Consider the following 24,822-nt stretch of genomic DNA (forward strand, 5'->3'; position numbering starts at 1 on the left):
ACCTGGGTGAGCATCGCCAAGCGCGATGCCGCCGAAGTCGGCACCACTGCGGAGTGGTAGTTCAGTTGGTTAGAATACCGGCCTGTCACGCCGGGGGTCGCGGGTTCGAGTCCCGTCCACTCCGCCACAGATTCGATGTTGTCATCGACCCGTTGGGGGTATAGCTCAGCTGGGAGAGCGCTTGCATGGCATGCAAGAGGTCAGCGGTTCGATCCCGCTTACCTCCACCATCGGCGATGACGGCAACGGAACCTTGCGCCCTTCGTCTAGAGGCCTAGGACACAACCCTTTCACGGTTGGTACAGGGGTTCGAATCCCCTAGGGCGTACCAGTTTGGACTGGTCAGGTGGCTGACACCTGGGTGAGCATCGCCAAGCGCGATGCCGCCGAAGTCGGCACCACTGCGGAGTGGTAGTTCAGTTGGTTAGAATACCGGCCTGTCACGCCGGGGGTCGCGGGTTCGAGTCCCGTCCACTCCGCCAAATCTCCGGTCCATGGACTTGCTTCATGGGCCACACAAGCCGCCGAAACCTGTCACCAGGTTCGGCGGTTTTTTGTTTTCAGGCGGGCTGTCGCCGTGGCCAGAGGCCGGTCACCAGCGCGGTGCCGGCCAGGATGACCCCGCAGGCGCCGACCATGGTCGGGCTGATCGATTCGCCCAGAAACAGCGCGCCCCACAGGACCGCAAAGGCCGGGATCAGGAAGGTGACCGTCATCGCATTGGCGGCGCCCACGCGGGCGATGAGCCGGAAATAGAGCACATAGGCCAGGCCGGTGCACAGCACGGCCAGCAGAATGGCGGCCCACCAGGCTGACACCGCCGGCGGCTGGGTGGGCCAGTGCGTGAGCATCAGGGGCACGAGCAGCAGGCTGGCGGACAGTTGGCTGCCTGCGGCCAGCGCCATGGAGGGAATGCCCTGCAGATGGCGCCGGGTGAAGTTCGCCGAGAAGCCGTAGAGCAGTGTGGCCGCCAGGCAGGCGCCGATGGCCAGCACGGGGCTCACGCCTTCGGCCCCCGGGTGGACGCTGGCCCGGTCCCAGGCCAGCCAGAACACACCGGCAAACCCCAGCAGCAGGCCCAGCCCGCGGGTGCGGGAGGGGCGTTCCCCCAACCACAGCCAGGCCAGCAGCGCGCCCCACAACGGGGTGGTGGCGTTGAAGATGGCTGAAAGCCCGCCGCTGATGGCCAAGGCGGCCAGGCCAAAGCAGATGAAGGGCAGGGCCGAGTTGGTCAGTCCCACCAGCAGAATGGGACGCCAGTGCCGGCGCAGGGCGGCCGCCTCGCCGCGCCACACCAGCAGGGGCAGCAGGCAGACCACGGCGCCCGTCACCCGCAGGCCTGCCAGGGCCAGGGGACCGAAGGCGGCGGCGCCCATGCGGATGAACAGGAACGAGGCGCCCCAGATGGCGGCCAGCAGGGCCAGTTCGAGCAGATCCCGGAGCTTCATCGTGGCCACGCCCCTTCCTGGCGCAGCAGGGCCGTCTTGCGATCCAGCCCGCCCGCGTAGCCGGTCAACTGGCCGCCCGTCCCCAGCACGCGGTGACAGGGAATGAAAAGGCTCAGCGGATTGCGCCCAACTGCCGCCCCCACGGCGCGGACAGCCTGCGGGCGGCCCAGTTCGCGGGCCAGTGCACCGTAGGTGGTGGTGCTTCCGGCTGGCAGGTGCTGCAACTGCGTCCAGACCGCCTGCTGAAATGCGGTGCCCACCGGGGCCAGCGGCAGGTTAAAACGGGCCCGTACGGGGGCCTGCCAGTAGTCCGCCAGTTGTTGAATGGCCTGTCTCAGCACCGGATGGGTGGGCGCCAGGGGCGCATCCAGCGGGCCGGGGTGGTGGCGCTGCCCCTCGAACCAGGCCCCTCCCAGACCGTCGGCCGTGGCGGCCAGTCGCATGGGGCCCAGGGGCGTGTCGATGAGGGCCTGGGCTTGCCAGGGCGGGCGTGTGGTGGTGCTCATGCGGGATCGGGGAGAAGCGGGTCGGCGGCGGGCGAGGGGGCGAATGTGGTGCTGCGGGCAGGGTCCAGGCCTTGCCACAGGTGCATCACGGCATACGAGCGCCAGGGGCGCCAGGCGTCGGCATGGCTCTGCGTGGCCTGGGGGGCGTGGCTGGCCAGGGCCCGCAAGACGCCCGCATCCCGGGCAGGGAAGGCGTCGGGCCAGGCCAGTACCCGCAGGGCGACCATCTCGCAGGTCCAGTCTCCCACACCAGGCAGGGCGCGCAGGCGGGCCAGCGTGGTGTCCATGATCGCGTCGGGGGAGAGCTCCAGCCCCTCATCGGTCACCGCGCGGGCCAGGGCCTGCAGGGCAGCCACCCGGGTGCGGACCAGCCCCAGGCCGCCCAGCCGCTCGGGGGCCGCATCGCGCAGGGCCTGCGGGCTGGGAAAGTGGCGGCCCAGGCCGGGCACCGGTGTGCTGCATGGCGTGCCCAGGGTCTGGACCAGACGGGCGGCCAGGGTGGTTGCAGCGGCCACGCTCACCTGCTGGCCCAGGATGATGCGCACCGTGGTCTCGAAGCCATCCAGACAACCCGGCACCCGCAGCCCGGGGCGCGGCGCGGCCAGTGGGCCCAGGGCCTGGGCGATGTCCAGTGGCTGGGCATCCAGATCCAGCAGATGTCGGACCCGCCGCAACACCTGGGGCAGGGCAGGCAGCAGACCGCTGGACAGCACCAGCCAGGCACCTTCGCGCCGTGCGTCCAGTTGCAGCCCCAGCCAGCCGGTGGCACCGTTGGCAAGGGTCAGGGTGTGCCACCAGTGATCGTCGTGCCAGGCCTCGACGCCGCCCAGCAGCCGCGCCCGCAGGAATCTGTTCATGCCCGCCCGGTCATACGGCGGGCGCCAGGGCAGGAACAGCCGGAGGGTGTCGCTGGCGGGGCGCGCAGGGGTGGGGCCCCGCAGCGCCTGGGGCGCCATCCGGTAATGGTCGCGAAACGCGGTGTTGAAGCGCCGCAGGCTGCTGAAGCCCGCGGCCAGGGCCACCTGGGCGATTGGCAGGGGCGTGTCGGTCAGCAATTGCTTGGCCCGCAACAGGCGGCGGGTGCCGAGCCACTGGATCGGGCTGACACCGTGCTCGGCCTGGAAGATGCGCCGGAAGTGGCGTTCGGTCACCCCCAGGCGGGCCGCCACGGCGGGCAGCTGCACCGCTTCACCACGGTCCAGCGCCAGCTCCAGCAAGCGCGTGCCCGCCTGGGTCAGGGCGCGGGATGAGTCGACCAATGCAACCCGGGCCAACCCCGGCGCCAGTTCCGGGCGGCAGCGCAGGCAGGGCCGAAAGCCGGCGGCTTCGGCCCGGGCGGGCGTGAGAAAGAAGCGGCAGTTCTCCCGCTTGGGCAGCCGCACCCGGCAGATGGGGCGGCAGTAGATGCCGGTGGAGGTGACGCCCACATAAAGCCGTCCGTCGAAGCGGGCGTCGTGGGTCTGCAGGGCCCGGTAGGCCGCCTCTTTGTCCAGTGCCGGTGCGAGGGGCGGCGGCAGAGTCGGGTTGGCGGACCGGGTGGGCATGGCCGCGATGATAGAGACCGGCCTCGGCTTGTCCCGCCGTTTTCGGACATCTGCTTGCGGCGGGCGACGATCTCCCCCGGCATCCCGGCGTGGCGTCTCTACAATCCACGCGCAGTCGTCGGTGTTTTCCCCATCCTCTTCTTCAGCTCCAACATCCAATTCCCATGAAAGTCGATGCATCCATCTTCAAGGCCTATGACATCCGCGGCATCGTGGGCAAGACCTTGAACGACAGCGTGGCCGAACATCTTGGCAAGGCCTTTGGCACGGAAGCCCTGAAGGCGGGGCAGAAGGCTGTGGTGGTGGGGCGCGACGGGCGTCTGTCCGGACCGGGTCTGGTGGAGGCGCTCAAGCGGGGTCTGGCCTCGACCGGGCTGGACGTGGTGGATCTGGGCGCGGTCACCACCCCGATGGTCTATTACGTCGCGGCCACGCGCGGCAAGTTCGGCTGTACCAGCGGCATCCAGGTGACCGGCAGCCACAATCCCAAGGACTACAACGGCTTCAAGATGGTGCTGGCCGGCCGCGCCATCTATGGCGACGAGATCCTCGGCCTGCAGCGACGCATCGAAGCCGAGGACTATGCGCAGGGCCAGGGCCGCATCGGGACGATGGACATCCTGTCCGAATACACCCACCGGATCGTCCGCGACTGCCAGCTGGCCCGGCCGATGAAGATCGTGGTGGACTCGGGCAACGGCATCCCCGGGGCCAGCGCGCCGGGCATCCTGAAGGCCCTGGGCTGCGAGGTGATCGACCTGTACTCCAAGGTCGATGGCGACTTCCCCAACCACCACCCGGACCCCTCCAAGCCCGCCAACCTGGCCGACCTGATCAAGGTGGTGCACGCGACCGATGCCGAACTGGGCCTGGCCTTCGACGGCGATGGCGACCGCCTGGGCGTGGTGACCAAGGACGGCCAGATCATCTACCCGGACCGCCAACTGATCCTGTTCGCGCGCGACATCCTGACCCGGGTGAAGGGCGGCACCATCATCTACGACGTCAAGTGCACCCAACGTCTGGCTCCGGAGATCAAGGCGGCCGGTGGTGTGCCGCTGATGTGGAAGACTGGCCACTCGCTGGTCAAGGCCAAGCTCAAGGAAACCGGCGCCCCGATCGCCGGCGAGATGAGCGGCCACATCTTCTTCTCGGAGCGCTGGTACGGCTTCGACGATGCGATGTACACCGCTGGCCGGCTGCTGGAGATCCTGTCGCGTTCGGACGATCCGAGCGCGGTGCTGAACGCGCTGCCGACCAGCTTCAACACGCCGGAACTGAACGTGCCCTGCGCCGAGGGGGAGCCGGCCCAGGTGATTGCCAAGATCCTGGCGACCGCGAAGTTCCCCGGCGCCGAGATCATCACCACCGACGGTTTGCGCGCGGAATACCCGGACGGCTTCGGCCTGGTGCGGGCGTCCAACACCACGCCCGTGCTGGTGATGCGCTTTGAAGGGCATACGCCGGAGGCCATGCACCGCATCGAGCATGACTTCATGGCCGCGCTGCGGGCGGTGAAGCCGGACGCCGAGTTTGCCGCTGCGGCGCACTGACGTTCCGCCGTCCCCCTTGAACCGCGATGACGTGTCGCCGCTGCGGGCGGCGCTGGCCCGGGGGGCCTACTCCTGGGCGCTGCGGCTCGGGGCGCCCGCCTACCTGGCCAAGCTGTGGCAGCGTGGTCGGCGTGAGCCGCTGTACCGGCAAGCCTGGGGCGAGCGCTTCGGCCTGAACCTGCCGCCGGTGCTCCCCGGGGCGCTGTGGCTGCACGCGGTGTCACTGGGGGAGACCCGGGCCGCGGCGGCGCTGGTGGCCGCGCTGCGGGCGCGCCAGCCGGGCCTGCGACTGGTGCTGACCCACGGCACGGCCACCGGGCGGGAGGCCGGGCAGGCCTTGCTGGTGCCGGGCGACCAGCAGCTCTGGCTGCCTTTTGACACCCCCGGGGCCGTGCGCCGCTTCCTGCAGCATGTGCGCCCCCGCGTGGGGGTGCTGATGGAAACCGAGATCTGGCCCAACCTGCTGCACGAGGCGCAGCAGCAGGGGGTGCCGATGGTGTTGGCCAACGCGCGGCTGAGCGAGAAGAGTGCCCACCAGGGCGAGCGTTTGGCGGCTTTGATGCGGCCGGCCGCGGATGCCCTGCAGCTGGTGCTGGCCCAGACCGAGGCCGACGCCAGCCGCCTGCGGGCCGCCGGGGCGGCCCGGGTCGAGGTGTGCGGCAACCTGAAGTACGACCTGCACCCCGACCCAGGCCAATTGCAGCGTGGGCACGACTGGCGCGCCAGACTGAACCGGCCGGTGGTGGCGGCCGTCAACACCCGCGAAGGCGAGGAGGCGGCCCTGTTGCCGCGGTGGGCGGCCCTGCCGGCGCCGCGCCCCTTGCTGCTGCTCGTGCCACGCCATCCCCAGCGCTTTGACGCCGTGGCCGCACTGGTCCGGCAACAGGGCCTGACGCTGTCGCGCCGTTCCGACTGGCCGGCGGGCGGTCCGGGCGCTGCGGAGACGCTGGCAGAGGTCTGGCTGGGTGACAGCCTGGGCGAGATGCCGCTCTACTATGGCCTGGCCGATCTGGCCTTGCTGGGGGGGAGCTTTGCGCCGCTGGGGGGGCACAACCTGATCGAGTCGGCAGCCTGTGGCTGTCCGATCATCCTGGGGCCCTCCACCTTCAACTTCGCCCAGGCGGCCGAGGGGGCTTTGGCCGCGGGGGCCGCCTGGCGGGTGGCGGATTGGGCCGCGGGCCTGGACCTGGTCCAGGCCCTGTTGGCCGATCCGCCGCGCCTGGCTGCGGCGGCCACGCAGGCCACTGGCTTTGCCGGTGCCCACCGGGGCGCGGCCGACCGGATGGCCCAGGCCATCCTTGAACTCTCGTTCAGCGGGCCAGCAGCCCGTTGACCCGCTGCACGTCGGCGTCGCTCAGTTGGCCAGTCACCTGGCGCAGCTTGAGATCGCCCATGATCACGTCATAACGCGCCTTGGAGAGTTGCTGCTCGGTGTTGTAGAGCTGGGTCTGGGCGTTGAGCACGTCCAGGTTCACCCGCACGCCCACCTTGTAGCCCAGCTGGGTGGCTTCCAGAGACAGCTTGCTGGAGGTCTCGGCGGCCTCGTAGGCCTTGACCTGGGCCAGGCCGGTTTGCACGCCCAGGAACGCCGAGCGGGTCGACTGGGCCACGCTGCGGCGAGTGCCTTCCAGGTCATTGACCGCCTTGTCTTCCAGCTTCAGGGTTTCCTGGATCCGGTTCTGGGTGGCAAAGCCGCTGAACAAGGGGATCGACAGCGTCACGCCGATCGATTTGTTGGTGTTGGTTCCAGCCTGGTGAGCCGCAGGGTCCGTGTCGATGTCGACATGGCCCTTGGTGTAGCTGCCGGTCAGGGCCAGCGTGGGCAGGTGGCCGGCACGGGCTTTTTCGGTCTCCAGCTTGGCAATGTCCAGTGCCAGTCGGGCCTGGGCCACGCTCGGGCTGCGATCGTCTGCCGTGCCCAGCCAGTCGTTCAGATTGGCCGGCGCGAGCGGGGGCAGGGCCGTCGGCTTGGCCAGCGGCCAGGGCTGGAGGCCGGTGCGGCCGACCAACTGCTCCAGGGCCAGCTGCTTCACATGCAGGTCGTTGGCCGCCGCCAGTTCCTGGGCGATGACCAGGTCATAGCTGGCCTGGGCCTCGCGGGTGTCGGTGATGGTGGCCGTGCCCACCTCGAAGTTGCGCTTGGCCGAGGCCAATTGCTCGGCGATGGCCTTCTTGTTGGCCTGGACCGTGGCCAGGGTGTCGGTGGCCGCCAGCACGTCGAAGTAGGCCTGGGACAGGCGAACGATCAGGTCCTGCTCGGCCGCCTGCAACTTGGCCTTGGCCACATCCACCGTCTTGTCGGCCTGGTCGATGGTCAGGCCGTTGGCGCGATTGAACAGGCTTTGCTGGGCGGTCACGGTGACCGGTGTGCTGGTGCTGCTAGTCCGCGTGGTCGAGGGGGTGTAGGGCGTGTCGCTGATCGTGCGGTCCGCCGAGGCCGTCAGGGCCACGCTGGGGCGCTGCAGCGCATAGGTCTGCGCCGCCTGGTACTGAGCCGACTCGGCTTCGGCCCGGGCGCCGAGGTAGGTGGCATCGTAGGCCCGGGCCGCCTCGTAGAGCTCCTGCAGGCTCTGGGCCCGGGCGGTTCCCCCGAGGCAGAGAGCGGCCAGGGCCAGGGGCACAAGGCGGGCACTCGGGATGAACAGGGAGCGCGGAGACAGCATGGTGTTTTCCTCTGGAGACGATGGATGAAAGCAGGGCACGGACGCGGTGAGGCGGCTCCGGACTCAGTAACGCGGCATGTCCGGGGCGACCTGGCGAGCCCACGCATCGGTGCCGCCCTCCAGGTTGTACACAGCCTCCAGACCGTGCTGCATCAGGAATGCGACGACCTGCGCGCTGCGCATCCCGTGATGACAAAAACAGACGACAGCTTGCTGCGTAGGCAGCTCTGGATAGCGTTCGGGAACTTCGCGCATCGGGATGGCCGTCGTCGTCACGCCTTCCAACACCAGAGGGGCCAGAGCCACCTCCCACGGCTCCCGCACGTCCAGCAGCACCAGGCCGGGATGGGCCTGGGCAAAGCTGAGCAGATCCTGGACGTGCAGCCGGTTCATGGGGTCAGAAGTGGAAGCGCGTGGGCTCGGAGAAACCATCCAGCCTCGGAGCCACGGTGTCGAACAGGTCGACCTTGGACAGCGCGCGGTCGGATTGCCGGGTGTAGAGCACACCGCGCATCACCGGTTCCGAACCTTCGATGGTGACCAGGCGGCCGCCCACCTTCAGTTGGTCGAAGATGACCTGCGGCACCTGCGCCACCGAGCCCGAAAGCACGATCACGTCGAAGGGGCCTTCGGCAGCCAGACCTTCGCGGCCATCGGCCTCGCGCACGGAGACATTGGACAGACCGGCGCGACGCAGGTTCTCGGTGGCCAGGCGGACGAGCGTCGGGCGGTTCTCCAGCGTGATGACGCGCTGGGCACGGTGGCCGAGCAGTGCGGCCATGAAACCCGAGCCCGCACCGACCTCCAGCACCGATTCATGGCGCTGGACCTTGGCTTCCTGCAACAGGCGGGCTTCCACACGCGGGGCCAGCATCACCTGTCCGTCCGGCAGCGGCACTTCGGTGTCGACGAAGGCCAGCGCACGGTAGGCGGTGGGCACGAAGTCCTCGCGCTTGACAGTGGCCAGCAGGGAAAGCACGGCGGGGTCCAGCACATCCCAGGGGCGGATCTGCTGTTCAATCATGTTGAAGCGGGCTTGTTCGATGTTCATCACGGCGTCCTCGATGAAAGGGTCCGGCAGGGGAAGGCCGGTCAACTTTTCATTCTAGGTGGCTTGGGGGCGCTGCCGACGCACCGTCCGCACGGATGCCATTGAGCAGCAACTGCAGGTGTTCCCGCATGAAGGCCTCGGGTTGCACATCCTTGAAGCCGCAGGCCCCCAGGGAGTGCTTGTTGACGCAGAGCATCACCATGGGCATGGTGATGGAGCGCACCGCCATGTCGACGTTCACCGGGCGGAACTCGCCCCGTGTGATGCCCTGCCGAAGCAGGTCGGCCATGATGGCTTCACCCGGCTCGATGACCTCCCGCGTGTAGAACTCGGCCAGCTCCGGAAAATTGCACATCTCTGTCAGCAGCAGCTTGAAGACACCCGAGGCCGGGCTGTTGTAGACGCGGACCCACCAGGCCAGCAAGCTGTCCTGCAGCGCTTCGGTGCTGCTGCCGGCATGGGTCGCCAGTTGCTGGGCGCCCGCAGCGACTTCCTTCGCCAGGGTTGAGCGCACCACTGCCTTCAGCAACTCTTCCTTGCTGGGGTAATAGAGGTAGAGGGTGCCCTTGGAGACGCCGGCCAGGCTGGCCACCTCTTCGGACCGGGTGGCCGCAAAGCCCTTCTCCACGAAGAGCGCGAGGGCGGCATCCAGCAACTCCTGGGGACGGGCATCCTTGCGCCGCTGGCGAGGCTGATGTTCAGACATCTCACTAATGACCAATTGGTCATTAATGCTAGCAGCGGTGGGGGTGACGTCAATACCCATTGGGGTATTTTGACGGAAAGCCTCTCGCTCGTGAAGAGGGGGGGGGCCCTCGCCGGCTCAGATGCCCGTCAGTTCAGGGGAAAACCCGCGGGTATGATCGCCCGGCTGTTCTGAATCAATCTCAATCCGAGGAGCGCCCGCTTTGGACTTTCTGCTGCTCAAGGCCGCCATCATGGGGGTGGTCGAAGGCCTGACCGAATTCCTGCCCATTTCGTCCACGGGGCACCTGATTCTGGCGGGTTCCCTGCTGAACTTCGCGGATGCCAAGGCCAAGGTGTTCGAGATCGCCATCCAGTCGGGTGCGATTCTCGCCGTGGTGCTGGTGTACTGGCATCGACTGCGGGATGCGGTGATGGGTATCGCCACCCAGGCCGCTGCCAGGCGCTTCGTGTTCAATGTGCTGATCGGCTTTCTGCCGGCGGCGGTGCTGGGCCTGCTGGTTTACAAGACCATCAAGGCCCATCTGTTCAATGCGCCTGTGGTGGCCGCGTCCTTCATCGTCGGCGGGCTCATCATCCTGTGGGCGGAGCGGCGGCCGACGGCGCAAGTGCGCATCCAGTCGGTGGATGACATGACCTGGCTGGATGCCCTCAAGGTGGGCTTGGTCCAGTGCCTGGGCATGGTGCCTGGCACCAGCCGCTCGGGTTCCACCATCATTGGCGGCATGCTGCTGGGGCTGTCGCGGCAGGCCGCCACCGATTTCAGCTTCTTCCTGGCCATTCCCACCCTGGTCGGCGCCGGGGCCTACAGCCTGTGGAAGGAGCGGGCCTTGCTGAGCATGGCCGATGTGCCGCTGTTCGCCGTCGGGTTCTTTGTCTCCTTTCTCAGCGCCTGGGTCTGCGTGCGCTGGCTGCTGCACTATGTGGCCAGCCACACCTTCATCCCCTTCGCCTGGTACCGCATCGCCTTTGGCGTGGTGGTGCTGCTGACGGCCTGGACGGGCTGGGTGAGCTGGGCAGACTGATTCGGTTCGCGGGCGCGGGGGCTCAGGCACAATGCCGGCCCCGTCCCGTTTTGACGCCATGACCAACGTGAGCTCCCTGCCGCCTGCCGAAGACACCCCGCCTGACGCGCACGACGACGACCGTCTGGCGGGTGGCGCCCCGCGTCGCATCCGCAGCTACGTGCTGCGCGCCGGGCGCATGGGCACAGGCCAGCAGCGCGCGCTCGAGGAGCTTGGCCCTCGCTATGTGCTGCCCTTCGACGGGCAGCCGTTGAACGCCGCCCAGGTGTTTGGGCGCGAGGCGCCGCTGGTGGTCGAGATTGGTTTTGGCATGGGCAGCGCCACTGCGCAGATCGCCCAGACCCGGCCAGACACCGACTTCATCGGCATCGAAGTCCACACGCCCGGCGTGGGGGCCCTGCTCAAGCGCATCGGCGAGGAGGGGCTGGGGAACCTGCGCATCATCCAGCACGATGCCGTCGAGGTGCTGGAGACGATGATCGCCCCGGGGTCTCTGGCTGGCGTGCATGTGTTCTTCCCCGATCCCTGGCACAAGAAAAAACACAACAAGCGGCGTCTGATCCAGCCGCCGTTCGTGGCCTTGCTGGCCTCGCGCCTGAGGCCGGGCGGTGTCTTGCACTGCGCAACCGACTGGCAACCGTATGCCGAGCAGATGCTGGAAGTGCTGTCGGCCGAGCCCCTGCTGCGCAACACGGCCGAGGGCTACGCGCCGCGTCCAGACTACCGTCCGCTGACCAAATTTGAGAGCCGAGGCATCCGTCTGGGGCACGGCGTGTGGGATCTCCTCTTCGAGAGGCGAGGAATCGCGTAAACTACGCGCTCTCGTTTTCCTGCGGGCGTCGTTCAATGGCAGGACCTGAGCTTCCCAAGCTCAAGACGTGGGTTCGATTCCCATCGCCCGCTCCACTTCTCGGCAAGTGGTTCATGCGACACAGCCTTCAGCGCTGATGTCGTTCCGCCGCAGAGACCTCCTACACATCGGAGTTCCTGTGGCCCGCATTCCCAACACCGGTCTTGTCCCTCGGGGGCTGTGTCGTTCGCACGAGCGTTCTGTCCTTCTGCGGGTGTGCAGCAACGGCAGAGTGTGACCGGGCTGCAGACGGAATGCCTGATCTCGACCCCATCGCCAATCCATCTGGGCGCCGTCAGGGATGAGGTCTTCATCCCTTGCACCGTGGGGCCGGCCGCCCAGGTCCGGGTTTTTCCGTGTCTGATCTGCGCTTCCTCGCGGGTTAGTCCCGAGACGGAAAAGGGACCTCGCCAGCTTAAAGTTTCTTATCCAGAAGTGAACGACCGTTCGCTTTTGAAAACACGATGATATTGAAGGAGTCCTGGATGCGTTTCCTGCGCCCATTGTCTTTGTTGCCGCTGGCTGCGGCACTTGTGTTGGCCGGTTGTGGTGGTGGCAGTGAAGATGCCCCGCCGGCTCGCGGAACGATCGTGTCGGCGCTGGAGGACGCTGAGTTGAATCCCAGCCAGACCTGGCCCATTCCCACCACCCAGATCGATGCGGGGACGGCGGCCACGGGCGTGCAGGCGCTGACCGGCAAGGCCACCTGCGATGTCCACATCGCCTACGTGCTCTACATGACGCGCGATCCGCAAGGTGAGGCTGCGACGGCCTCGACCGCGGTGTTCATCCCCTCGGGCGATGCGAGCGTGTGCTCGGGCTCCCGCCCCGTGGTGTTGTATGCCCACGGCACGACGACCGAGAAGGGCTTCAACATGGCCGACATCGCGAACAACGATGAGGGCAGTCTGGCGGCCGCGATGTTCGCCGCGCAGGGCTACATCGTCGTGGCGCCGAACTTCCTGGGCTATGACCTGTCCAGCCTGAGCTATCACCCCTACCTGAACGCCGAGGCCCAGGCCGTGGACATGGTGGATGGCCTGCGGGCGGCGTCGACCTTCCTGAAGGCGCACAGCAGCGTCCAGCCCTCGTCGCAGCTGTTCGTGACGGGCTACTCCGAAGGCGGTCACGTGGCCATGGCCACCCAGAAGGTGATCGAGCGCGATTACACCAGTGAGTTCACCGTGACTGCCGCCGCGCCGATGTCCGGGCCGTACAACCTGACCCGCTTCGTGGGGCAGATCCTGGCCAGCCCGGACTACTGCACGGGGGTGGGTTCCAGCGACCCGAACTGTGCGGTCAGCGTGGGCGGAACGCTCTTCGCCCCGCTGCTGATGACCAGCTGGCAGAAGGCCTACGGCGACGTCTACGCCTCACCGGCGGATGCCTACCAGGCGCCGTACAGCGACTTCATGGAGAGCCTGCTGCCGAGCAACAGTTCGGTGGAGGATCTGATGGCGGCAGGCAAGCTGCCGGCGGATGCCACCTTCCGCAAGCTGTTCGGCACCGGTGGCCTGTACACCGAGAGCTTCCGCACCACGTCGCTGGCGAACACCGGCAGTGGCCTGCTGGGCGCGGCCGCCAAGAACACGCTGCTGGGCTGGACGCCGAAGGCGCACATGGCGCTGTGCTATTCCTCGGCTGATCCGACGGTCTTTGGCTACAACACCACCGATGCCCAGGCCGACTTCGCGTCCCGCAACGTGACCGTTCCTGCGCTGAACCTGCGTGGCAGCACCACGACGATCGCATCCACGCTGGGGACGCAGGCGGCAACGCTGGCGGGTGCCTTCCAGGCAACCTATGCCCTGCCGGCCAACCAAGGCAACGAACACAGCAACGCGGCACCGTTCTGCGCAGCCTTCGTCAAGGGCTTCTTCCAGAACTTCGTGCAGTGACCTCTTCAGCAAGGATGTTTTTCATGCGCCACTCTCACAACAAATCCTCGCACGTTCTGCGTCTGGCGGCCGTGGCGGCCACGCTGGGGCTGACCGGGCTGGCTGCCCATGCCGAAGAGACCCCCAGCTGGCTCAAGGGCTGGAGCGTGTACCTGGGCGGGGCCTACATCGACGTCAACGTCGCCCCCAACCACTTCACCACCGACACTCCGACGGCCGTGGACAACGCCCAGACCGCACACGGCATCACCGCCGGCCTGGAAGTGGAAGACAAGGCGACCATCGGTTTCGGTATCGTCTATGCCTTCAGCCCGAAGTGGAGTGCCGAGCTGGCGCTGGGGATCCCGCCCGAGCACAGCGTGAAGGGCACCGATGCGATCCAGTCCTTCGGACAGGTGGCGCTGGTCAAGCAGGCCCCGCCTTCGGCCTTTTTGAACTACCACTTCGATGAGCTGCTGCCGGGTTTCTATCCGTTCGTGGGCCTGGGGGTGAACTACACCAAGTTCGTGCGTACCCGCAGCACCCAGGCCGGCAATGCGGCCAGCGGCGGTCCGACGAAGATCAAGCTGTCGCCCTCCTGGGGGCTGACCGGCCACGTGGGCGGCACCTACAAGATCGATGACCACTGGTCGATCGTCGGTACCGTGGCCTACGCGGATGTGAAGAGCACGGTGACCAACACCACCGAGGTCAATAACGGCGACGGCATCCAAACCGTGATCCGCAAGGACCGCCTGAACTTCCGTCCGGTCGTCTACACCCTGTCGGTCGGCTACGCCTTCTGATCCGACGCTCACCAGCCCCGGGTGACGGGTCCGCCTCGCCACCCGGGTGCATGGTCACACGGCGTGCCATGCGGCATCATGTCGGGACGACACGAGCAGCCCCATGAGCACGCCCCACCAAGTCCTCATCCTCAGCCCGGCTTCACCGGACCTCGCGACCTCGGCCTTTGGTCCCTTCGTGCTGCATGCCTGCCGCACCTTGGAGGAAGCTGCCCAGGCGCTCGCGGCGCAGACCTATGACGCCGTGCTGCTGGACCTGCCATCACCAGACGGGGCCTCGGTCTTGTCGGGCTGGCCTGGCTTGTCACGCGCGGCGCTGGACTGCGCCGTGCTGGCGGTCCTGGCGGACCCCACTCCCGCCCAGTGCGTGAAGTTGCTGCAGCGCGGGGTGCGGGACATTCTGTCGCCGGTCGATCTTCAGCCCGAGGTGCTGGGACGTTGCCTGCGGCTGGCCATTGAGCGCAAGAAGCTTGATGACACCGCCCGACGCGCTTACAGCATCGACCTGTCCACCGGCCTGCCGAACCGGCAGCAGCTGCAGGAACACATGACCCATCTGCTGGCGCTGCGCGAGCGGGAGCCCGCCGCGATGGCGCTGATCGTGCTGCAGCTGGAGGGGGTGCAGGCGGTGGAGACCTCGTTGGGCAGCGAGGCCGCCAACGTGCTGCGGCGCAAGCTGGCCGTGCGCCTGCGGGCCTCGCTGCGGGCCAGCGATGTGGTGGCCTCGCTGGGCGACGACCTGTTCGCCGTGCTGTTGGCCTGGATTGATGCGCAGGAAGATGCCGAGCGGGTGGCCCGCAAGCTGCTGCAGGCCGTCAGCCAGCCCTATCTGGTGGCAGGGCAGGCGCTGCCCTTGTCGGCCCGTCTGGGGGTGGCCCAGTACCCGGCCCACGGCCGGGAAGCGCGGGCTCTGCTCAGCCGGGCGCTGGGGCAGGCCGCAGGAGACGGCATGGCCCGTCAGCTGAGGGGGGCGGCGGCGAACGACGATCTGCCGCCGGCCGCCGACTGATCACTTCTGGATGTCGCCCAGGCAGAGGTACTTGACCTCGATGTAGTCGTCCATGCCCTGGTGTGCACCTTCACGGCCCAGGCCGGACTGCTTGACGCCACCGAACGGCACCTCGGCGGTGGAGATCAGCCCGGTGTTGATGCCCACCATGCCGTACTCCAGCGCCTCGCCGACACGGAAGATGCGGCCGATGTCGCGGCTGTAGAAGTAGCTCGCCAGACCGAACTCGGTGGCGTTGGCCAGCTCGACGACCTCGGCTTCCGTCTGGAAGCGGAAGACCGGGGCCACCGGGCCGAAGGTCTCTTCCTTCACGCAGAGCATGTCGCTGTTCACATTGGCCAGCACGGTGGGGGTGTAGAAGCGATCGCCCAGGCGTTCGCCACCCGCCACCAGCGTGGCGCCCTTGTCCAGTGCGTCGGCCACATGGCGTTCCACCTTGCCCACGGCCGCGTCGTCGATCAGCGGGCCCTGGGTCACGCCGGAGTCGAAGCCGTTGCCGATCTTCATCGCGCGGGCCTTCTCGGCCAGCCTTTCGACGAACTGGTCGTACACGCCGTCCTGCACGTAGAAGCGGTTGGCGCAGACACAGGTCTGGCCGGCATTGCGGTACTTGCTGACCATCGCGCCTTCCACGGCGCTGTCCAGGTCGGCATCGTTGAACACGATGAAGGGCGCGTTGCCGCCCAGTTCCAACGAGACCTTCTTGACCGTCGGCGCGCACTGGGCGGCCAGGATGCGGCCGACCTCGGTGGAGCCGGTGAACGACAGATGGCGCACCACATCGCTGCTGCACAGCACCTTGCCCACTTCGATCGAGTTGGCGCCATCGGCCGTGACGATGTTGAGCACGCCAGCGGGCATGCCGGCGCGCTGGGCCAGCTCGGCCACCGCCAGGGCGGACAGCGGGGTCTGCTCGGCTGGCTTGATCACCACCGGGCAGCCGGCGGCCAGGGCCGGGGCCACCTTGCGGGTGATCATCGCGATCGGGAAGTTCCAGGGCGTGATGGCCGCGCACACGCCGATCGGCTGCTTGATGACCAGGTAGCGCTTGTTGTTGTCGGTGGTCGGGATGGTCTCGCCGTAGACGCGCTTGCCTTCTTCGGCGAACCACTCCAGGAAGCTGGCACCGTAGCCCACCTCGCCCTTGGCCTCGGCCAGCGGCTTGCCCTGTTCGGCCGTCATCAGCCGGGCCAGGTCATCGGCGTTGGCGTGCATCAGCTGGAACCACTTCATCAGGATCGCGGCGCGTTCCTTGGCGGTCTTGGCGCGCCAGGCCGGCCAGGCCTTGTGGGCGGCCACGATGGCATGGTGGGCGGATTCGGGGCCGTGGTTGGCCACCTCGGCCAGCTTCTGGCCGGTGGCGGGGTCGATGACGTCAAAGCGGCTGTTGGCCGCCACCCACTCGCCGTTGATCAGCGCGTCGGTCTTGAGCAGGCTGGCATCCTTCAGCTGGGCCAGTGGGGAGGTGGACACGTCCATGGGATTCTCCTGAGCAAGGCTCCCGCCGTCGGGCGGAAGCGGTTGAAACCACACTCTATCGCGGGGCAGGGCCCGCTTCTCAGCGACGACGGCCTCGGATCCATTCCAGCACCAGCATCAGCCCGGTGGTGAAGAGGATCAGCAGTGTCGCCACGGCGGCGATGGTCGGGTTGATGTTTTCGCGGATGCCGGTGAACATCTGGCGCGGCAGCGTCACCTGGTCCGGGCCGGCAATGAAGAGCGTCACGACCACCTCGTCGAAGGAGGTGGCAAACGCGAACAGCGCACCGGAGATCACACCCGGTGCGATCACCGGCAGCGTCACGCGGAAGAAGGTCTGCACCGGGCCGGCCCCCAGGCTGAGCGAGGCCCGCACCAGGTTGTGGTTGAACCCCTGCAGCGTGGCCAGCACGGTCGTCACCACAAAGGGGGCGCCCAGCGCCGCGTGCACGACGATCAGACCGGTGTAGGTGTCGGCCAGGCCCAGCCGGGCGAAGAACAGGTAGCAGGCCACGCCCACCACCACGATGGGCACCACCATCGGGGCGATCAGCACGCTCATCAGCAGGCCCTTGCCCGGGAAGTTCACCCGGGCCAGACCCACCGCGGTCAGCGTGCCCAGCGTGGTGGCCAGCAGGGTGGCCGCCGGCGCGACGATGAAGGAGTTTTTCGTCGCGCGGCCCCATTCCTCGGAGGTGAAGAGGTTGTGGTACCACTGCAGCGACCAGCCCGGCATCGGGTAGGCCAGGAAGGAGCTGGCCGAGAAGGACAGCGGCATGATGACCAGGATGGGCAGCAGCAGGTACAGCAGCACGCCCAGGCTGAACAGCCGCAGCAGCCACCAGCCCGCCTTGTCGATTGGCGTGGCATAGGCCGGAAACTGGGGGCGCAGGAAGGAAAAGAAGCTCATCGGATCACCCCAGGCTCAGTTCGGACTTCACCACGCGGCGGTAGAGGCCGTAAAGCACCAGCGTGGCGGCCAGCAGGATGGCGCCCAGCGCACAGGCCATGCCCCAGTTGATGTCCACGTTGGTGTACTGGGCGATGTAGTAGCTCAGCATCTGGTCATCGGCGCCGCCCAGCAGCGCGGGCGTCACGTAGTAGCCGATGGACAGGATGAACACCAGCAGGCCACCCGCACCCACGCCTGGCCAGGTCTGCGGCACATAGACGCGGAAGAAGGCCGCCAGCGGAGAGCTGCCCAGCGACACCGCGGCACGTTGATAGGTGCCGGGCACCGACTTCATCACGCTGTAGAGCGGCAGGATCATGAAGGGCAGCAGGATGTGCACCATCGCCACGATCACGCCGACACGGTTGAACAGCAGGCTGAGGGGCTCGTTGATCACGCCGATGCCCATCAGGGCGCTGTTCACCAGGCCTTCGCGCTGCAGCAGCACGATCCACGCTGCCACCCGCACCAGGATGGAGGTCCAGAACGGCACCAGCACCAGGATCATCAGCACATTGGCCTGGCGCGGCGTCAGCGTGGAGAGCCAGTAGGCCAGCGGGTACCCCAGCACCAGGCACCAGACGGTGACCACGGCGCTGATCTCGAAGGTGCGCAGCAGGATGTCGACGAACACCCGTTGATCGGGCGCGACCTGCTCGATGCCGCCCTCGGGCTTGCGGTGCAGGTCCACGGCCGTCAGCAGGTAGTCCGGTGTCCAGCGGGAAGCGTTCTTGCCGATGGCCTGCCAGTACGGCAGTTCACCCCAGCGCGGGTCCAGGGCGAGCATCCGTTCCTTGACGGCCTCGGGGCTGAGCTGTTCCCCCAGGGGCAGGGCGCGGTAGGTGCCCATGATGAGGGAGCGCGAGCCGGGCAGCTCGGTGTTGAGCCGGCGGGCCAGGCCGCCGGCTTCCGAGCTGTCGCCCAGATGGCTCAGATCCTCGGCCAGCGCCGCATAGGCCGCTGCGGGCGGCAGATCCTGGCGTTTCCAGCCGGACAGGGCCTGGCCGGTGCGCGGCAGGGCGTCGGCCACCTCCGGGTTTTCGATCGCGCGCACCAGCAGCGCCCCGATGGGGACCAGCAAGGTCACCAGCAGGAACAGCAGCAGCGGCAGGGTGAGGGCGATGGCCGTCACGCGGCGACGCCGCTCTGATCGGGCCAGGGCGCGGGTCAGTGCAGCTGCTCCCGCGGGCGGGAGTGCAGCAGCACTGGTCGAGGCTGTGACGGTCATCGTGAACTCACCTCAGCGGCTGATCATTGCGCGGCCCAGGAGGCGAAGCGCTTCTCCAGTGCCTCACCCTGGTCGGCCCAGAATGCGATGTCGAACTTCAGCGAGTCCTTGGCGTTGGCCGGCGAGGTCGGCAGCAGGGCCTGCACCTTGGCGTCCAGCTTGGCCAGGGCCTTGTTGTTGGTCGGGCCGTAGGAGATGTTGCGGGCGTACTCGGCCTGGGCATCCGGCGAAGCCGCCAGGGCGATGTACTTCATCGCCAGGTCCTTGTTGGGCGTGCCCTTCGGGATCACCCAGTAGTCCAGGTCGTAGATGCCGCCGGTCCAGGTGATCTTCAGGTTCTTGCCCTCGCGCTGCGCGGCGTCGATGCGGCCGTTGAAGGCCGTGGCCATCACCACGTCGCCGGCGACCAGGAACTGCGGCGGCTGGGCACCGGCTTCCCACCACTGGATGTTCGGCTTGAGCTCGGACAGCTTCTTGAAGGCGCGGTCCGCACCGGCCTTGGTGGCCAGCACCTTGTAGACGTCGGCCGGCTTCACGCCGTCGGCCATCAGCGCGAATTCCAGGTTGTAGCGGGCGCCCTTGCGCATCGCACGCTTGCCCGGGAATTTCTTGACGTCCCAGAAGTCGGCCCAGGTCTTGGGCGGATGCTTGAGCTTGTCGCCGTCGTAGGCCATCACGGTGGACCAGACGAAGGCGCCCACGGCGCATTCACTGACCGCGGCCGGGACGAAGTCGGCCTTGTTGCCGACCTTGCTCCAGTCCATCTTCTCGAACAGGCCTTCATCGCAGCCGCGGGCAGCGTCCGGGCTCTCCACCTCAACCACGTCCCAGCTCACCTTCTTGGTTTCCACCATGGCCTTGATCTTGGCCTGCTCGCCGTTGTATTCGACCGAGACGATCTTCGTGCCGGTCTTCTTCTCGAACGGCTCGACATAGGCCTTCTTCTGGGCCGCGCCATTGGCACCGCCGAAGTTCACCACGGTGAGCTGGCTTTCGGCCAGTGCCGGCAGGGTGGCCAGCAGGGCGGCCGCAGCGGCCACGGAAATCTTGAACATACGCATGTCTCCTGACAGGAGGGGTTGGGGAACTCAGGGAAGGTCGAGCGGAGAGTTCGTTTTTTCTTATGGATTCACGCTGCGCGTTCAGGCATAGACGCGCAGGTAGGGTGTGGCAATGTGCAGCCACACCGATTGCCCGGTCACGGGCTGCTCACCGCTGGAGAGCGGCAGCTTGACCGTGGCCTGGGCCTGGCCGGCGATGGCACATCGCAGGCGCAGGTGGTCACCGAAGTAGATGACATCGGTGATCGCGGCCTTGATCGTGTTGCCCTCATGCTCGGGGGGCGTGAACAAGGCCGTGATGCGTTCGGGGCGGACGGACGCCACCACCGAGGTGCCGGGGGGCACATGGTTGACGTTGATGCCGCTCAGGCGTTCGCCGGTGGGCAGCACCATCTCGCAGGCATCGTGGGCGGAGGTGGCGGTGGTGCCGGTCAGCAGGGTGCTGTCGCCCACGAAGCCGGCGACGAAGCGGTTGGACGGGGTCTCGTAGAGGCGCTCGACCGCGTCGATCTGCTGGATCTCGCCGTCGTTGAACACCGCCACGCGGTCGCTCATGGTCAGAGCCTCGCCCTGGTCGTGGGTGACGTAGACGAAGGTGATGCCCAACTGGCGGTGCAGCTCCTTGAGTTCGAGCTGCATGTGCTCGCGCAGCTGCTTGTCCAGTGCGCCCAGCGGCTCGTCCATCAGCACCAGCTGGGGCTGGAACACCAGGGCGCGGGCCAGCGCCACGCGCTGCTGCTGGCCGCCGGACAGCTGGGCGGGGTAGCGATCGCCCTTGCCGCCCAGCTGCACCATGTCCAGGGCCTTGGCCACACGCTGGGCGAGCTCGGCCTTGGGCAGCTTGCGCACCGTCAGCGGGTAGCCCACGTTGTCCGCCACGGTCATGTGGGGGAACAGCGCGTAGTTCTGGAACACCATCCCGAAGTTGCGCTTGTGCGGCGGGGTGCGGGTGATAGGCGCGCCATCCAACAGGATCTCGCCGGCCGTCGGGGATTCAAATCCCGCCAGCATCATCAGCGTGGTGGTCTTGCCGGAGCCGGACGGCCCCAGCAGGGACAGAAACTCGCCGCGCTGGATCTCGAGATCCAGGGAGCGGACCACCAGGCTCTGACCGTCATAGGTCTTCTGAACGCCGGCGAAACGGACCAGGGGGGGCGGACTCATGGTGTGCGGAACCCTCGAGCAGACTCGGTTGCAATGCCGTGGAAGGGGAGTGGCTCCCCGATCGGCGGACGGGGGCCCGAAACGGAGGCCGGGCCGGCCGCATCCCGCGGCCGGGCCCGGTGAATGCAGGTTTTAGGCCTGGCTGGCGGCCACGAGGGACTCTTCCAGCAGCTTCAGGCCTTCCTGCAGCAGGGCATCCGACGCGGTCAGCGGCACCAGCACGCGGATCACGTTGGCGTACACACCGCAGGACAGCAGCACCAGACCGCGCTGGATCGCCTCGGCGCAGACGCGCTTGGTCAGCTCGGCATCGGGCTGGTGCGGGTCGCCGTTCTTGCACAGCTCGATGGCCAGCATCGCGCCCAGACCGCGCACGTCGGCGATGCTCTTGTGGCGCTGGGCCATGGCCTTGAAGCCGGTGGTCAGCAGTTCGCCGATGGCCTTGGAGCGGTCCAGCAGCTTCTCTTCCTCGAACACGTCCAGCACGGCCAGCGCGGCGGCGCAGGCGATCGGGCTGCCGGCGTAGGTGCCGCCCAGGCCGCCGGGTTGCGGCTTGTCCATGATCTCGGCCTTGCCGATCACCGCGGAGATGGGGAAGCCGCCACCGATGGACTTGGCCATGGTGATCAGGTCCGGCACCACCGGCCACTGTTCGCAGGCCAGCCAGGTGCCGGTGCGGCCGGCACCGGCCTGCACCTCGTCAGCGATCATCACGATGCCGTGCTGGTCACACAGCGCGCGCACCGCCTTCACGAATTCGAGCGGCGCCGCATAGAAGCCGCCTTCACCCTGGACCGGTTCCAGGATGATGGCCGCCACGCGCTCGGCCTCGACGTCGTACTTGAAGATGGCTTCGATCGAGGCGATGGCGTCGGCCACGCTGACGCCATGCATCGCGTTGGGGTACTTGGCGTGGTAGATCTCGGCCGGGAAGGGACCGAAGCCGATCTTGTACGGGGCGACCTTGCCGGTCAGGCCCATGGTCAGCAGGGTGCGGCCATGGAAGCCGCCGCCAAAGGCGATCACGGCCTGGCGCTTGGTGGCCGAGCGGGCGATCTTGATCGCGTTTTCCACGGCTTCGGCGCCGGTGGTCAGCAGGAAGGCCTTCTTGGCGAAGTTGCCGGGGGCCAGCGCCACCAGGCGCTCGCACAGTTCCACATAGGGCTCATAGGCCAGCACCTGGAAGCAGGTGTGGTGGACCTTGTCGATCTGGGCTTTGACGGCGGCGGCCACCTTCGGGTGTTGGTGGCCGGTGTTCAGCACGGCGATGCCGCCCGAGAAATCGACATAGCGCTTGCCTTCCACGTCCCAGACTTCGGCGTTTTCGGCACGGTCGACAAACACGTTGTAGGTCTGTCCGACGCCGGCGGGCAGGATCGCCTGGCGGCGGGCCATCAGTTCGGCATTGGTCTGGGAAGATGTCTTGGACGAGTCGCGGGGCATGAAGAGTCTCTCCTGATCGGGCGGCGGGCACGGTGTCGGCCGCTGGAGGTCGATTCTGAGAGGCATGCCGTCGGCGCTACCATGTACAGATCACGGCAAGACAGCTCAGTACTGTGCAGGTCCGTGAACCGGTACACCTCTGCTGTCCATGTTGTTGCAACTCAAGCCTTCTTCCACCACACCACTGGTCGCACAGATCGTGGACGGGGTGCGCACCCTCATTGCCGATGGGGAGTTGCGGCCAGGCACCAAACTACCCTCGATCCGGCAGTTTGCCCAGGTCCATGGCGTCAGTGTTTTCACTGTCGTCGAAGCGTATGACCGTTTGGTGGCAGTCGGCTTGCTGGTGTCGCGCCCGCACAGCGGTTTCTTCGTCAAGCGGCGCCAGGTGGGCGGGGCGGATGCCGGGGGAATCGAGCGGGTCGCCGGGGCGGACTTTGACGCCAAGTGGTACCTCAGCCGCATCTTCGAGCATCGCCACCTCAACATGAAGGTGGGCTGCGGCTGGCTGCCCGGCGACTGGCTGTTCGAAGACGGCCTGCGCAAGGCCCTGCGGGCCATGGCGGCGGAGGAGGGCGAACTGGGCGGCTACGGCGATCCCAAGGGCTTTCGTCCCCTGCGGCAGCTGATCTGTGAATCGATGGTGGAGCGTCAGGTCCAGGTGTGGCCGGAACATGTGCTGCTCACGCAGGGGTCCAGCCAGGGCCTGGACCTGGCCTTGCGGCGCCTGGTGCGGGCCGGCGACCCGGTGCTGGTGGACGATCCGGGCTACTCCAACCTGCTGTTTTCGCTGCGCTACCAGGGGGCCCAACTGCTGGGCGTGCCGCGCCTGCCGCGCGGCTATGACCTGGTCACGCTGGAGCGCCTGATCATCGAGCACAAGCCCAAGGTTTTCTTCACCCAGCCCCGGCTGCACAGCCCCACGGGCTCCGTGGCACCGTTGGCCCATCTGCACCGGGTGCTGCAGCTGGCCGAGGCGCACGACCTGATCATTGTCGAGAACGACATCTATGCCGACCTGGACCCCGAGCCGCGCCCGTCGCTGGCCAGTCTGGATGAACTGCATCGCGTGATCACGGTGGGCAGCTATTCCAAGACCATCTCGCCGAACCTGCGTGTGGGCTACCTGATGGCCCATCCGGACATGGTGGAGGACCTGGCCCAGCTGAAGATGGTGTCGGGCCTGACGAGCTCGGAACTGGGGGAGCGCCTGACCCACGGCGCCCTCACCGAGGGCCGCTGGCGCAAGCACCTGAAGAGCCTGCGCGAACGCCTTGCGGCCGCGCACGAACTGACGGCGGGCCGCCTGGTCGACCTGGGTTTCGAGCTCTTTAGCGAGCCCAAGGCCGGCATGTTCCTGTGGGCGCGCCATCCGGCGCTGCCCGACACGGTGGCCCTGTCCAACCAGGCGGCCGAGCAGGACATCATGCTTGGCCCGGGGCACCTGTTCACCTGTGACCTCACGCCCAACAACCCCTGGTTGCGCTTCAACGTGGCGTTCAGCCTGGAAGACCGGCTCTACAGCTTCCTGCGGGAACAGCTGAAACGCTGATTGCTTACACCAAGTTGGTGGCGTGCGCCACCGGTTGGCGCAATGTCCCGCATAGTCGAGCACTGCACTTGGCGCCCAGAGTGCGCAAGATCGCGCCTGTCCCTTATCCCTTGTCAATGGATCACTGGAAGGAGCCCACCATGCGTGAACACGTGTTGCAGCAAGTCCGTGCCGATGTCGCCACCCTGACGGCCCAGCCCACCGAGGCGCTGGATGCCGATCAACTGCTGACGATGATCCAGCAGGGCATTGCCCATGAGCACGAACTGCGAACCCAGACGGCTGGCGGCGCCAGCACCCTGACGCTCAACGGCCTGCTCAATGCCGAGCTGAGCCTGCGGACCGGCGTCTTCGGCGAGAAGCGGCCCGCCTTCAAGGCCGAGTTCTGATCGCGGCCAGCGCGGCCAGGCCTGCGCGCGCATCGCCCACCACCAGGTGGGCCGCGCAGGCCAGCATCAGGTTGCGCGGCAGACCGAAATCCTCGACGGCGCAGCCGGCGGCGTCCGTGGCGCCACCCATCTGCACCCGCAACGGGCGGCCATCGTCCAGGTAGCCCACCACCGGCTTGCCCAGCGCGGCGGCAAAGCCCACCTCGAAGGCCGTGCCTGAATCCGGCTCTGCGCCGCGGAAGTTGTTCAGGTTGGCCAGCACCGCGTCGGCTTGGCGGATCAGGCCCAGGTTGGCCTCGTAGATCCAGCGTGCGGCGGCAGCGCCCGCCAGCCCCGCCGGCAGGGCGTTGTCCAGCGGGTACAGCCCCGCCCAGCCTTGTTCGGCACACAGCGCTCTCAGGCGCTCGCCCCGGGCCAGGGCATCCGGGCGAAACACATCGAAGCCGGCGAGGTAGACCGTGGGCGTCATGCGCAGGGAGCCTGAGGTGGCGTGGTGAAGCGATCGCCGATTTTCGGC

At 67.4% G+C, this 24,822-nt stretch carries 23 protein-coding genes and 5 tRNA genes; 14 read left to right on the forward strand and 14 right to left on the reverse strand.

Annotated elements, in window-relative coordinates; genetic code table 11:
• Positions 1-50: 50 nt before the first annotated feature.
• The 4 genes from KGA65_RS06365 (at position 51) to KGA65_RS06380 (ending at position 482) form a co-directional block, all read left to right on the forward strand.
• Positions 51-127: transfer RNA gene (locus KGA65_RS06365), tRNA-Asp, on the forward strand.
• Positions 128-154: 27 nt separating this feature from the next.
• Positions 155-230, forward strand: a tRNA-Ala gene (locus KGA65_RS06370).
• A 25-nt stretch (positions 231-255) separates the two neighbouring features.
• Positions 256-331 (forward strand) — tRNA-Glu (locus KGA65_RS06375).
• Positions 332-405: 74 nt separating this feature from the next.
• Positions 406-482: transfer RNA gene (locus KGA65_RS06380), tRNA-Asp, on the forward strand.
• Positions 483-560: 78 nt separating this feature from the next.
• Here KGA65_RS06380 and KGA65_RS06385 read toward each other — a convergent pair.
• Genes KGA65_RS06385 through KGA65_RS06395 form a run of 3 tightly spaced genes read right to left on the reverse strand, consistent with a single transcriptional unit; the run spans position 561 to position 3,498 of the window.
• Entirely contained in the window at positions 561-1,448 is an 888-nt protein-coding gene (locus tag KGA65_RS06385) for a DMT family transporter (protein WP_225862311.1), read from the reverse strand.
• Complete coding sequence (locus KGA65_RS06390) at positions 1,445-1,954, reverse strand: methylated-DNA--[protein]-cysteine S-methyltransferase (protein WP_225862312.1); 510 nt, start codon at positions 1,952-1,954, stop codon at positions 1,445-1,447. The genes KGA65_RS06385 and KGA65_RS06390 overlap by 4 nt, the downstream gene beginning before the upstream one ends.
• The gene (locus KGA65_RS06395) at positions 1,951-3,498 is read right to left on the reverse strand and encodes an Ada metal-binding domain-containing protein (protein WP_225862313.1); all 1,548 of its coding nucleotides are present in this window, start codon (positions 3,496-3,498) and stop codon (positions 1,951-1,953) included. Before KGA65_RS06395 ends, KGA65_RS06390 begins: the two co-directional genes overlap by 4 nt.
• Positions 3,499-3,662: 164 nt before the next feature.
• Between KGA65_RS06395 and KGA65_RS06400 the strand changes: the two genes are divergently transcribed.
• Positions 3,663-5,051 (forward strand): phosphomannomutase/phosphoglucomutase, encoded by a 1,389-nt coding sequence (locus KGA65_RS06400; protein ID WP_225862314.1) that lies wholly within the window; start codon positions 3,663-3,665, stop codon positions 5,049-5,051.
• Positions 5,052-5,067: 16 nt separating this feature from the next.
• Positions 5,068-6,384: a 3-deoxy-D-manno-octulosonic acid transferase gene (locus tag KGA65_RS06405; RefSeq protein ID WP_225862315.1), complete on the forward strand. Its 1,317-nt coding sequence runs from the start codon at positions 5,068-5,070 to the stop codon at positions 6,382-6,384.
• On the opposite strand, the gene KGA65_RS06410 is transcribed toward KGA65_RS06405, so the two are convergent.
• The 4 genes from KGA65_RS06410 to KGA65_RS06425 form a co-directional block, all read right to left on the reverse strand.
• Entirely contained in the window at positions 6,362-7,714 is a 1,353-nt protein-coding gene (locus tag KGA65_RS06410; RefSeq protein WP_225862316.1) for a TolC family outer membrane protein, read from the reverse strand. The two genes, KGA65_RS06405 and KGA65_RS06410, sit on opposite strands and share 23 nt — an antisense overlap.
• A 63-nt stretch (positions 7,715-7,777) precedes the next feature.
• Positions 7,778-8,107 (reverse strand): rhodanese-like domain-containing protein, encoded by a 330-nt coding sequence (locus KGA65_RS06415; protein ID WP_225862317.1) that lies wholly within the window; start codon positions 8,105-8,107, stop codon positions 7,778-7,780.
• A 4-nt stretch (positions 8,108-8,111) separates the two neighbouring features.
• Positions 8,112-8,765 carry a protein-L-isoaspartate O-methyltransferase family protein gene (locus KGA65_RS06420; RefSeq protein ID WP_225862318.1) on the reverse strand — a complete coding sequence of 218 codons (654 nt, stop codon included), beginning with the start codon at positions 8,763-8,765 and terminating at the stop codon, positions 8,112-8,114.
• A gap of 49 nt (positions 8,766-8,814) precedes the next feature.
• The gene (locus KGA65_RS06425; protein ID WP_225862319.1) at positions 8,815-9,471 is read right to left on the reverse strand and encodes a TetR/AcrR family transcriptional regulator; all 657 of its coding nucleotides are present in this window, start codon (positions 9,469-9,471) and stop codon (positions 8,815-8,817) included.
• A 202-nt stretch (positions 9,472-9,673) separates the two neighbouring features.
• Between KGA65_RS06425 and KGA65_RS06430 the strand changes: the two genes are divergently transcribed.
• From KGA65_RS06430 to KGA65_RS06455, 6 genes are all read left to right on the forward strand, one after another.
• Complete coding sequence (locus KGA65_RS06430; RefSeq protein ID WP_225862320.1) at positions 9,674-10,495, forward strand: undecaprenyl-diphosphate phosphatase; 822 nt, start codon at positions 9,674-9,676, stop codon at positions 10,493-10,495.
• Positions 10,496-10,553: 58 nt separating this feature from the next.
• The gene (gene trmB, locus KGA65_RS06435) at positions 10,554-11,306 is read left to right on the forward strand and encodes a tRNA (guanosine(46)-N7)-methyltransferase TrmB (protein WP_225862321.1); all 753 of its coding nucleotides are present in this window, start codon (positions 10,554-10,556) and stop codon (positions 11,304-11,306) included.
• 21 nt (positions 11,307-11,327) lie between these two features.
• Positions 11,328-11,401: transfer RNA gene (locus KGA65_RS06440), tRNA-Gly, on the forward strand.
• A 558-nt stretch (positions 11,402-11,959) separates the two neighbouring features.
• Entirely contained in the window at positions 11,960-13,243 is a 1,284-nt protein-coding gene (locus tag KGA65_RS06445; protein ID WP_225862322.1) for an alpha/beta hydrolase family protein, read from the forward strand.
• 23 nt (positions 13,244-13,266) lie between these two features.
• Positions 13,267-14,028, forward strand: coding sequence for an OmpW/AlkL family protein (locus KGA65_RS06450; protein WP_225862323.1), 762 nt, complete (start codon positions 13,267-13,269; stop codon positions 14,026-14,028).
• 103 nt (positions 14,029-14,131) lie between these two features.
• Positions 14,132-15,037 carry a GGDEF domain-containing protein gene (locus tag KGA65_RS06455; RefSeq protein WP_225862324.1) on the forward strand — a complete coding sequence of 302 codons (906 nt, stop codon included), beginning with the start codon at positions 14,132-14,134 and terminating at the stop codon, positions 15,035-15,037.
• Here KGA65_RS06455 and KGA65_RS06460 read toward each other — a convergent pair whose 3' ends face one another.
• The 6 genes from KGA65_RS06460 to gabT all read right to left on the reverse strand — a co-directional run bounded on the left by KGA65_RS06460 (position 15,038) and on the right by gabT (position 22,364).
• Positions 15,038-16,516 carry an NAD-dependent succinate-semialdehyde dehydrogenase gene (locus KGA65_RS06460; RefSeq protein ID WP_225862325.1) on the reverse strand — a complete coding sequence of 493 codons (1,479 nt, stop codon included), beginning with the start codon at positions 16,514-16,516 and terminating at the stop codon, positions 15,038-15,040. It abuts the gene before it with no gap.
• 79 nt (positions 16,517-16,595) lie between these two features.
• A complete protein-coding gene (locus KGA65_RS06465; protein ID WP_225862326.1) occupies positions 16,596-17,426 on the reverse strand; it encodes an ABC transporter permease in 831 nt (276 codons plus the stop codon).
• A 4-nt stretch (positions 17,427-17,430) separates the two neighbouring features.
• Positions 17,431-18,696 (reverse strand): ABC transporter permease, encoded by a 1,266-nt coding sequence (locus KGA65_RS06470; RefSeq protein ID WP_225862327.1) that lies wholly within the window; start codon positions 18,694-18,696, stop codon positions 17,431-17,433.
• 23 nt (positions 18,697-18,719) lie between these two features.
• The gene (locus KGA65_RS06475; protein WP_375142611.1) at positions 18,720-19,751 is read right to left on the reverse strand and encodes an ABC transporter substrate-binding protein; all 1,032 of its coding nucleotides are present in this window, start codon (positions 19,749-19,751) and stop codon (positions 18,720-18,722) included.
• An 87-nt stretch (positions 19,752-19,838) separates the two neighbouring features.
• A complete protein-coding gene (locus KGA65_RS06480) occupies positions 19,839-20,921 on the reverse strand; it encodes an ABC transporter ATP-binding protein (RefSeq protein ID WP_225862329.1) in 1,083 nt (360 codons plus the stop codon).
• Positions 20,922-21,053: 132 nt separating this feature from the next.
• Positions 21,054-22,364, reverse strand: a complete 1,311-nt coding sequence (gene gabT / locus KGA65_RS06485; RefSeq protein ID WP_225862330.1) for a 4-aminobutyrate--2-oxoglutarate transaminase — start codon at positions 22,362-22,364, stop codon at positions 21,054-21,056.
• Positions 22,365-22,515: 151 nt separating this feature from the next.
• Between gabT and KGA65_RS06490 the strand changes: the two genes are divergently transcribed.
• Both KGA65_RS06490 and KGA65_RS06495 read left to right on the forward strand, forming a co-directional pair.
• Entirely contained in the window at positions 22,516-23,916 is a 1,401-nt protein-coding gene (locus KGA65_RS06490) for an aminotransferase-like domain-containing protein (RefSeq protein ID WP_375142614.1), read from the forward strand.
• Between the two features lie 140 nt (positions 23,917-24,056).
• On the forward strand, positions 24,057-24,305 hold the full coding sequence (locus KGA65_RS06495) for a hypothetical protein (RefSeq protein ID WP_225862332.1): 249 nt from the start codon (positions 24,057-24,059) through the stop codon (positions 24,303-24,305).
• On the opposite strand, the gene KGA65_RS06500 is transcribed toward KGA65_RS06495, so the two are convergent.
• Positions 24,289-24,774, reverse strand: coding sequence for a nucleoside 2-deoxyribosyltransferase (locus KGA65_RS06500; protein ID WP_225862333.1), 486 nt, complete (start codon positions 24,772-24,774; stop codon positions 24,289-24,291). The genes KGA65_RS06495 and KGA65_RS06500 overlap by 17 nt on opposite strands.
• Positions 24,775-24,822: the final 48 nt, after the last annotated feature.

Origin of the sequence: Ideonella benzenivorans, assembly GCF_020387415.1 — a bacterium.
Taxonomy (GTDB): domain Bacteria; phylum Pseudomonadota; class Gammaproteobacteria; order Burkholderiales; family Burkholderiaceae_C; genus Ideonella; species Ideonella benzenivorans.

Coding starts and splice junctions, on each gene's coding strand:
- KGA65_RS06455 (WP_225862324.1), top strand. CDS start 14,132: ATGAGCACGCCCCACCAAGTCCTCATCCTCAGCCCGGCTTCACCGGAC.
- KGA65_RS06460 (WP_225862325.1), bottom strand. CDS start 16,516: ATGGACGTGTCCACCTCCCCACTGGCCCAGCTGAAGGATGCCAGCCTG.
- KGA65_RS06385 (WP_225862311.1), bottom strand. CDS start 1,448: ATGAAGCTCCGGGATCTGCTCGAACTGGCCCTGCTGGCCGCCATCTGG.
- gabT (WP_225862330.1), bottom strand. CDS start 22,364: ATGCCCCGCGACTCGTCCAAGACATCTTCCCAGACCAATGCCGAACTG.
- KGA65_RS06395 (WP_225862313.1), bottom strand. CDS start 3,498: ATGCCCACCCGGTCCGCCAACCCGACTCTGCCGCCGCCCCTCGCACCG.
- KGA65_RS06475 (WP_375142611.1), bottom strand. CDS start 19,751: ATGTTCAAGATTTCCGTGGCCGCTGCGGCCGCCCTGCTGGCCACCCTG.
- KGA65_RS06420 (WP_225862318.1), bottom strand. CDS start 8,765: ATGAACATCGAACAAGCCCGCTTCAACATGATTGAACAGCAGATCCGC.
- KGA65_RS06390 (WP_225862312.1), bottom strand. CDS start 1,954: ATGAGCACCACCACACGCCCGCCCTGGCAAGCCCAGGCCCTCATCGAC.
- KGA65_RS06465 (WP_225862326.1), bottom strand. CDS start 17,426: ATGAGCTTCTTTTCCTTCCTGCGCCCCCAGTTTCCGGCCTATGCCACG.
- KGA65_RS06400 (WP_225862314.1), top strand. CDS start 3,663: ATGAAAGTCGATGCATCCATCTTCAAGGCCTATGACATCCGCGGCATC.
- KGA65_RS06415 (WP_225862317.1), bottom strand. CDS start 8,107: ATGAACCGGCTGCACGTCCAGGATCTGCTCAGCTTTGCCCAGGCCCAT.
- KGA65_RS06425 (WP_225862319.1), bottom strand. CDS start 9,471: ATGTCTGAACATCAGCCTCGCCAGCGGCGCAAGGATGCCCGTCCCCAG.
- KGA65_RS06410 (WP_225862316.1), bottom strand. CDS start 7,714: ATGCTGTCTCCGCGCTCCCTGTTCATCCCGAGTGCCCGCCTTGTGCCC.
- KGA65_RS06450 (WP_225862323.1), top strand. CDS start 13,267: ATGCGCCACTCTCACAACAAATCCTCGCACGTTCTGCGTCTGGCGGCC.
- KGA65_RS06500 (WP_225862333.1), bottom strand. CDS start 24,774: ATGACGCCCACGGTCTACCTCGCCGGCTTCGATGTGTTTCGCCCGGAT.
- KGA65_RS06480 (WP_225862329.1), bottom strand. CDS start 20,921: ATGAGTCCGCCCCCCCTGGTCCGTTTCGCCGGCGTTCAGAAGACCTAT.
- trmB (WP_225862321.1), top strand. CDS start 10,554: ATGACCAACGTGAGCTCCCTGCCGCCTGCCGAAGACACCCCGCCTGAC.
- KGA65_RS06470 (WP_225862327.1), bottom strand. CDS start 18,696: ATGACCGTCACAGCCTCGACCAGTGCTGCTGCACTCCCGCCCGCGGGA.
- KGA65_RS06495 (WP_225862332.1), top strand. CDS start 24,057: ATGCGTGAACACGTGTTGCAGCAAGTCCGTGCCGATGTCGCCACCCTG.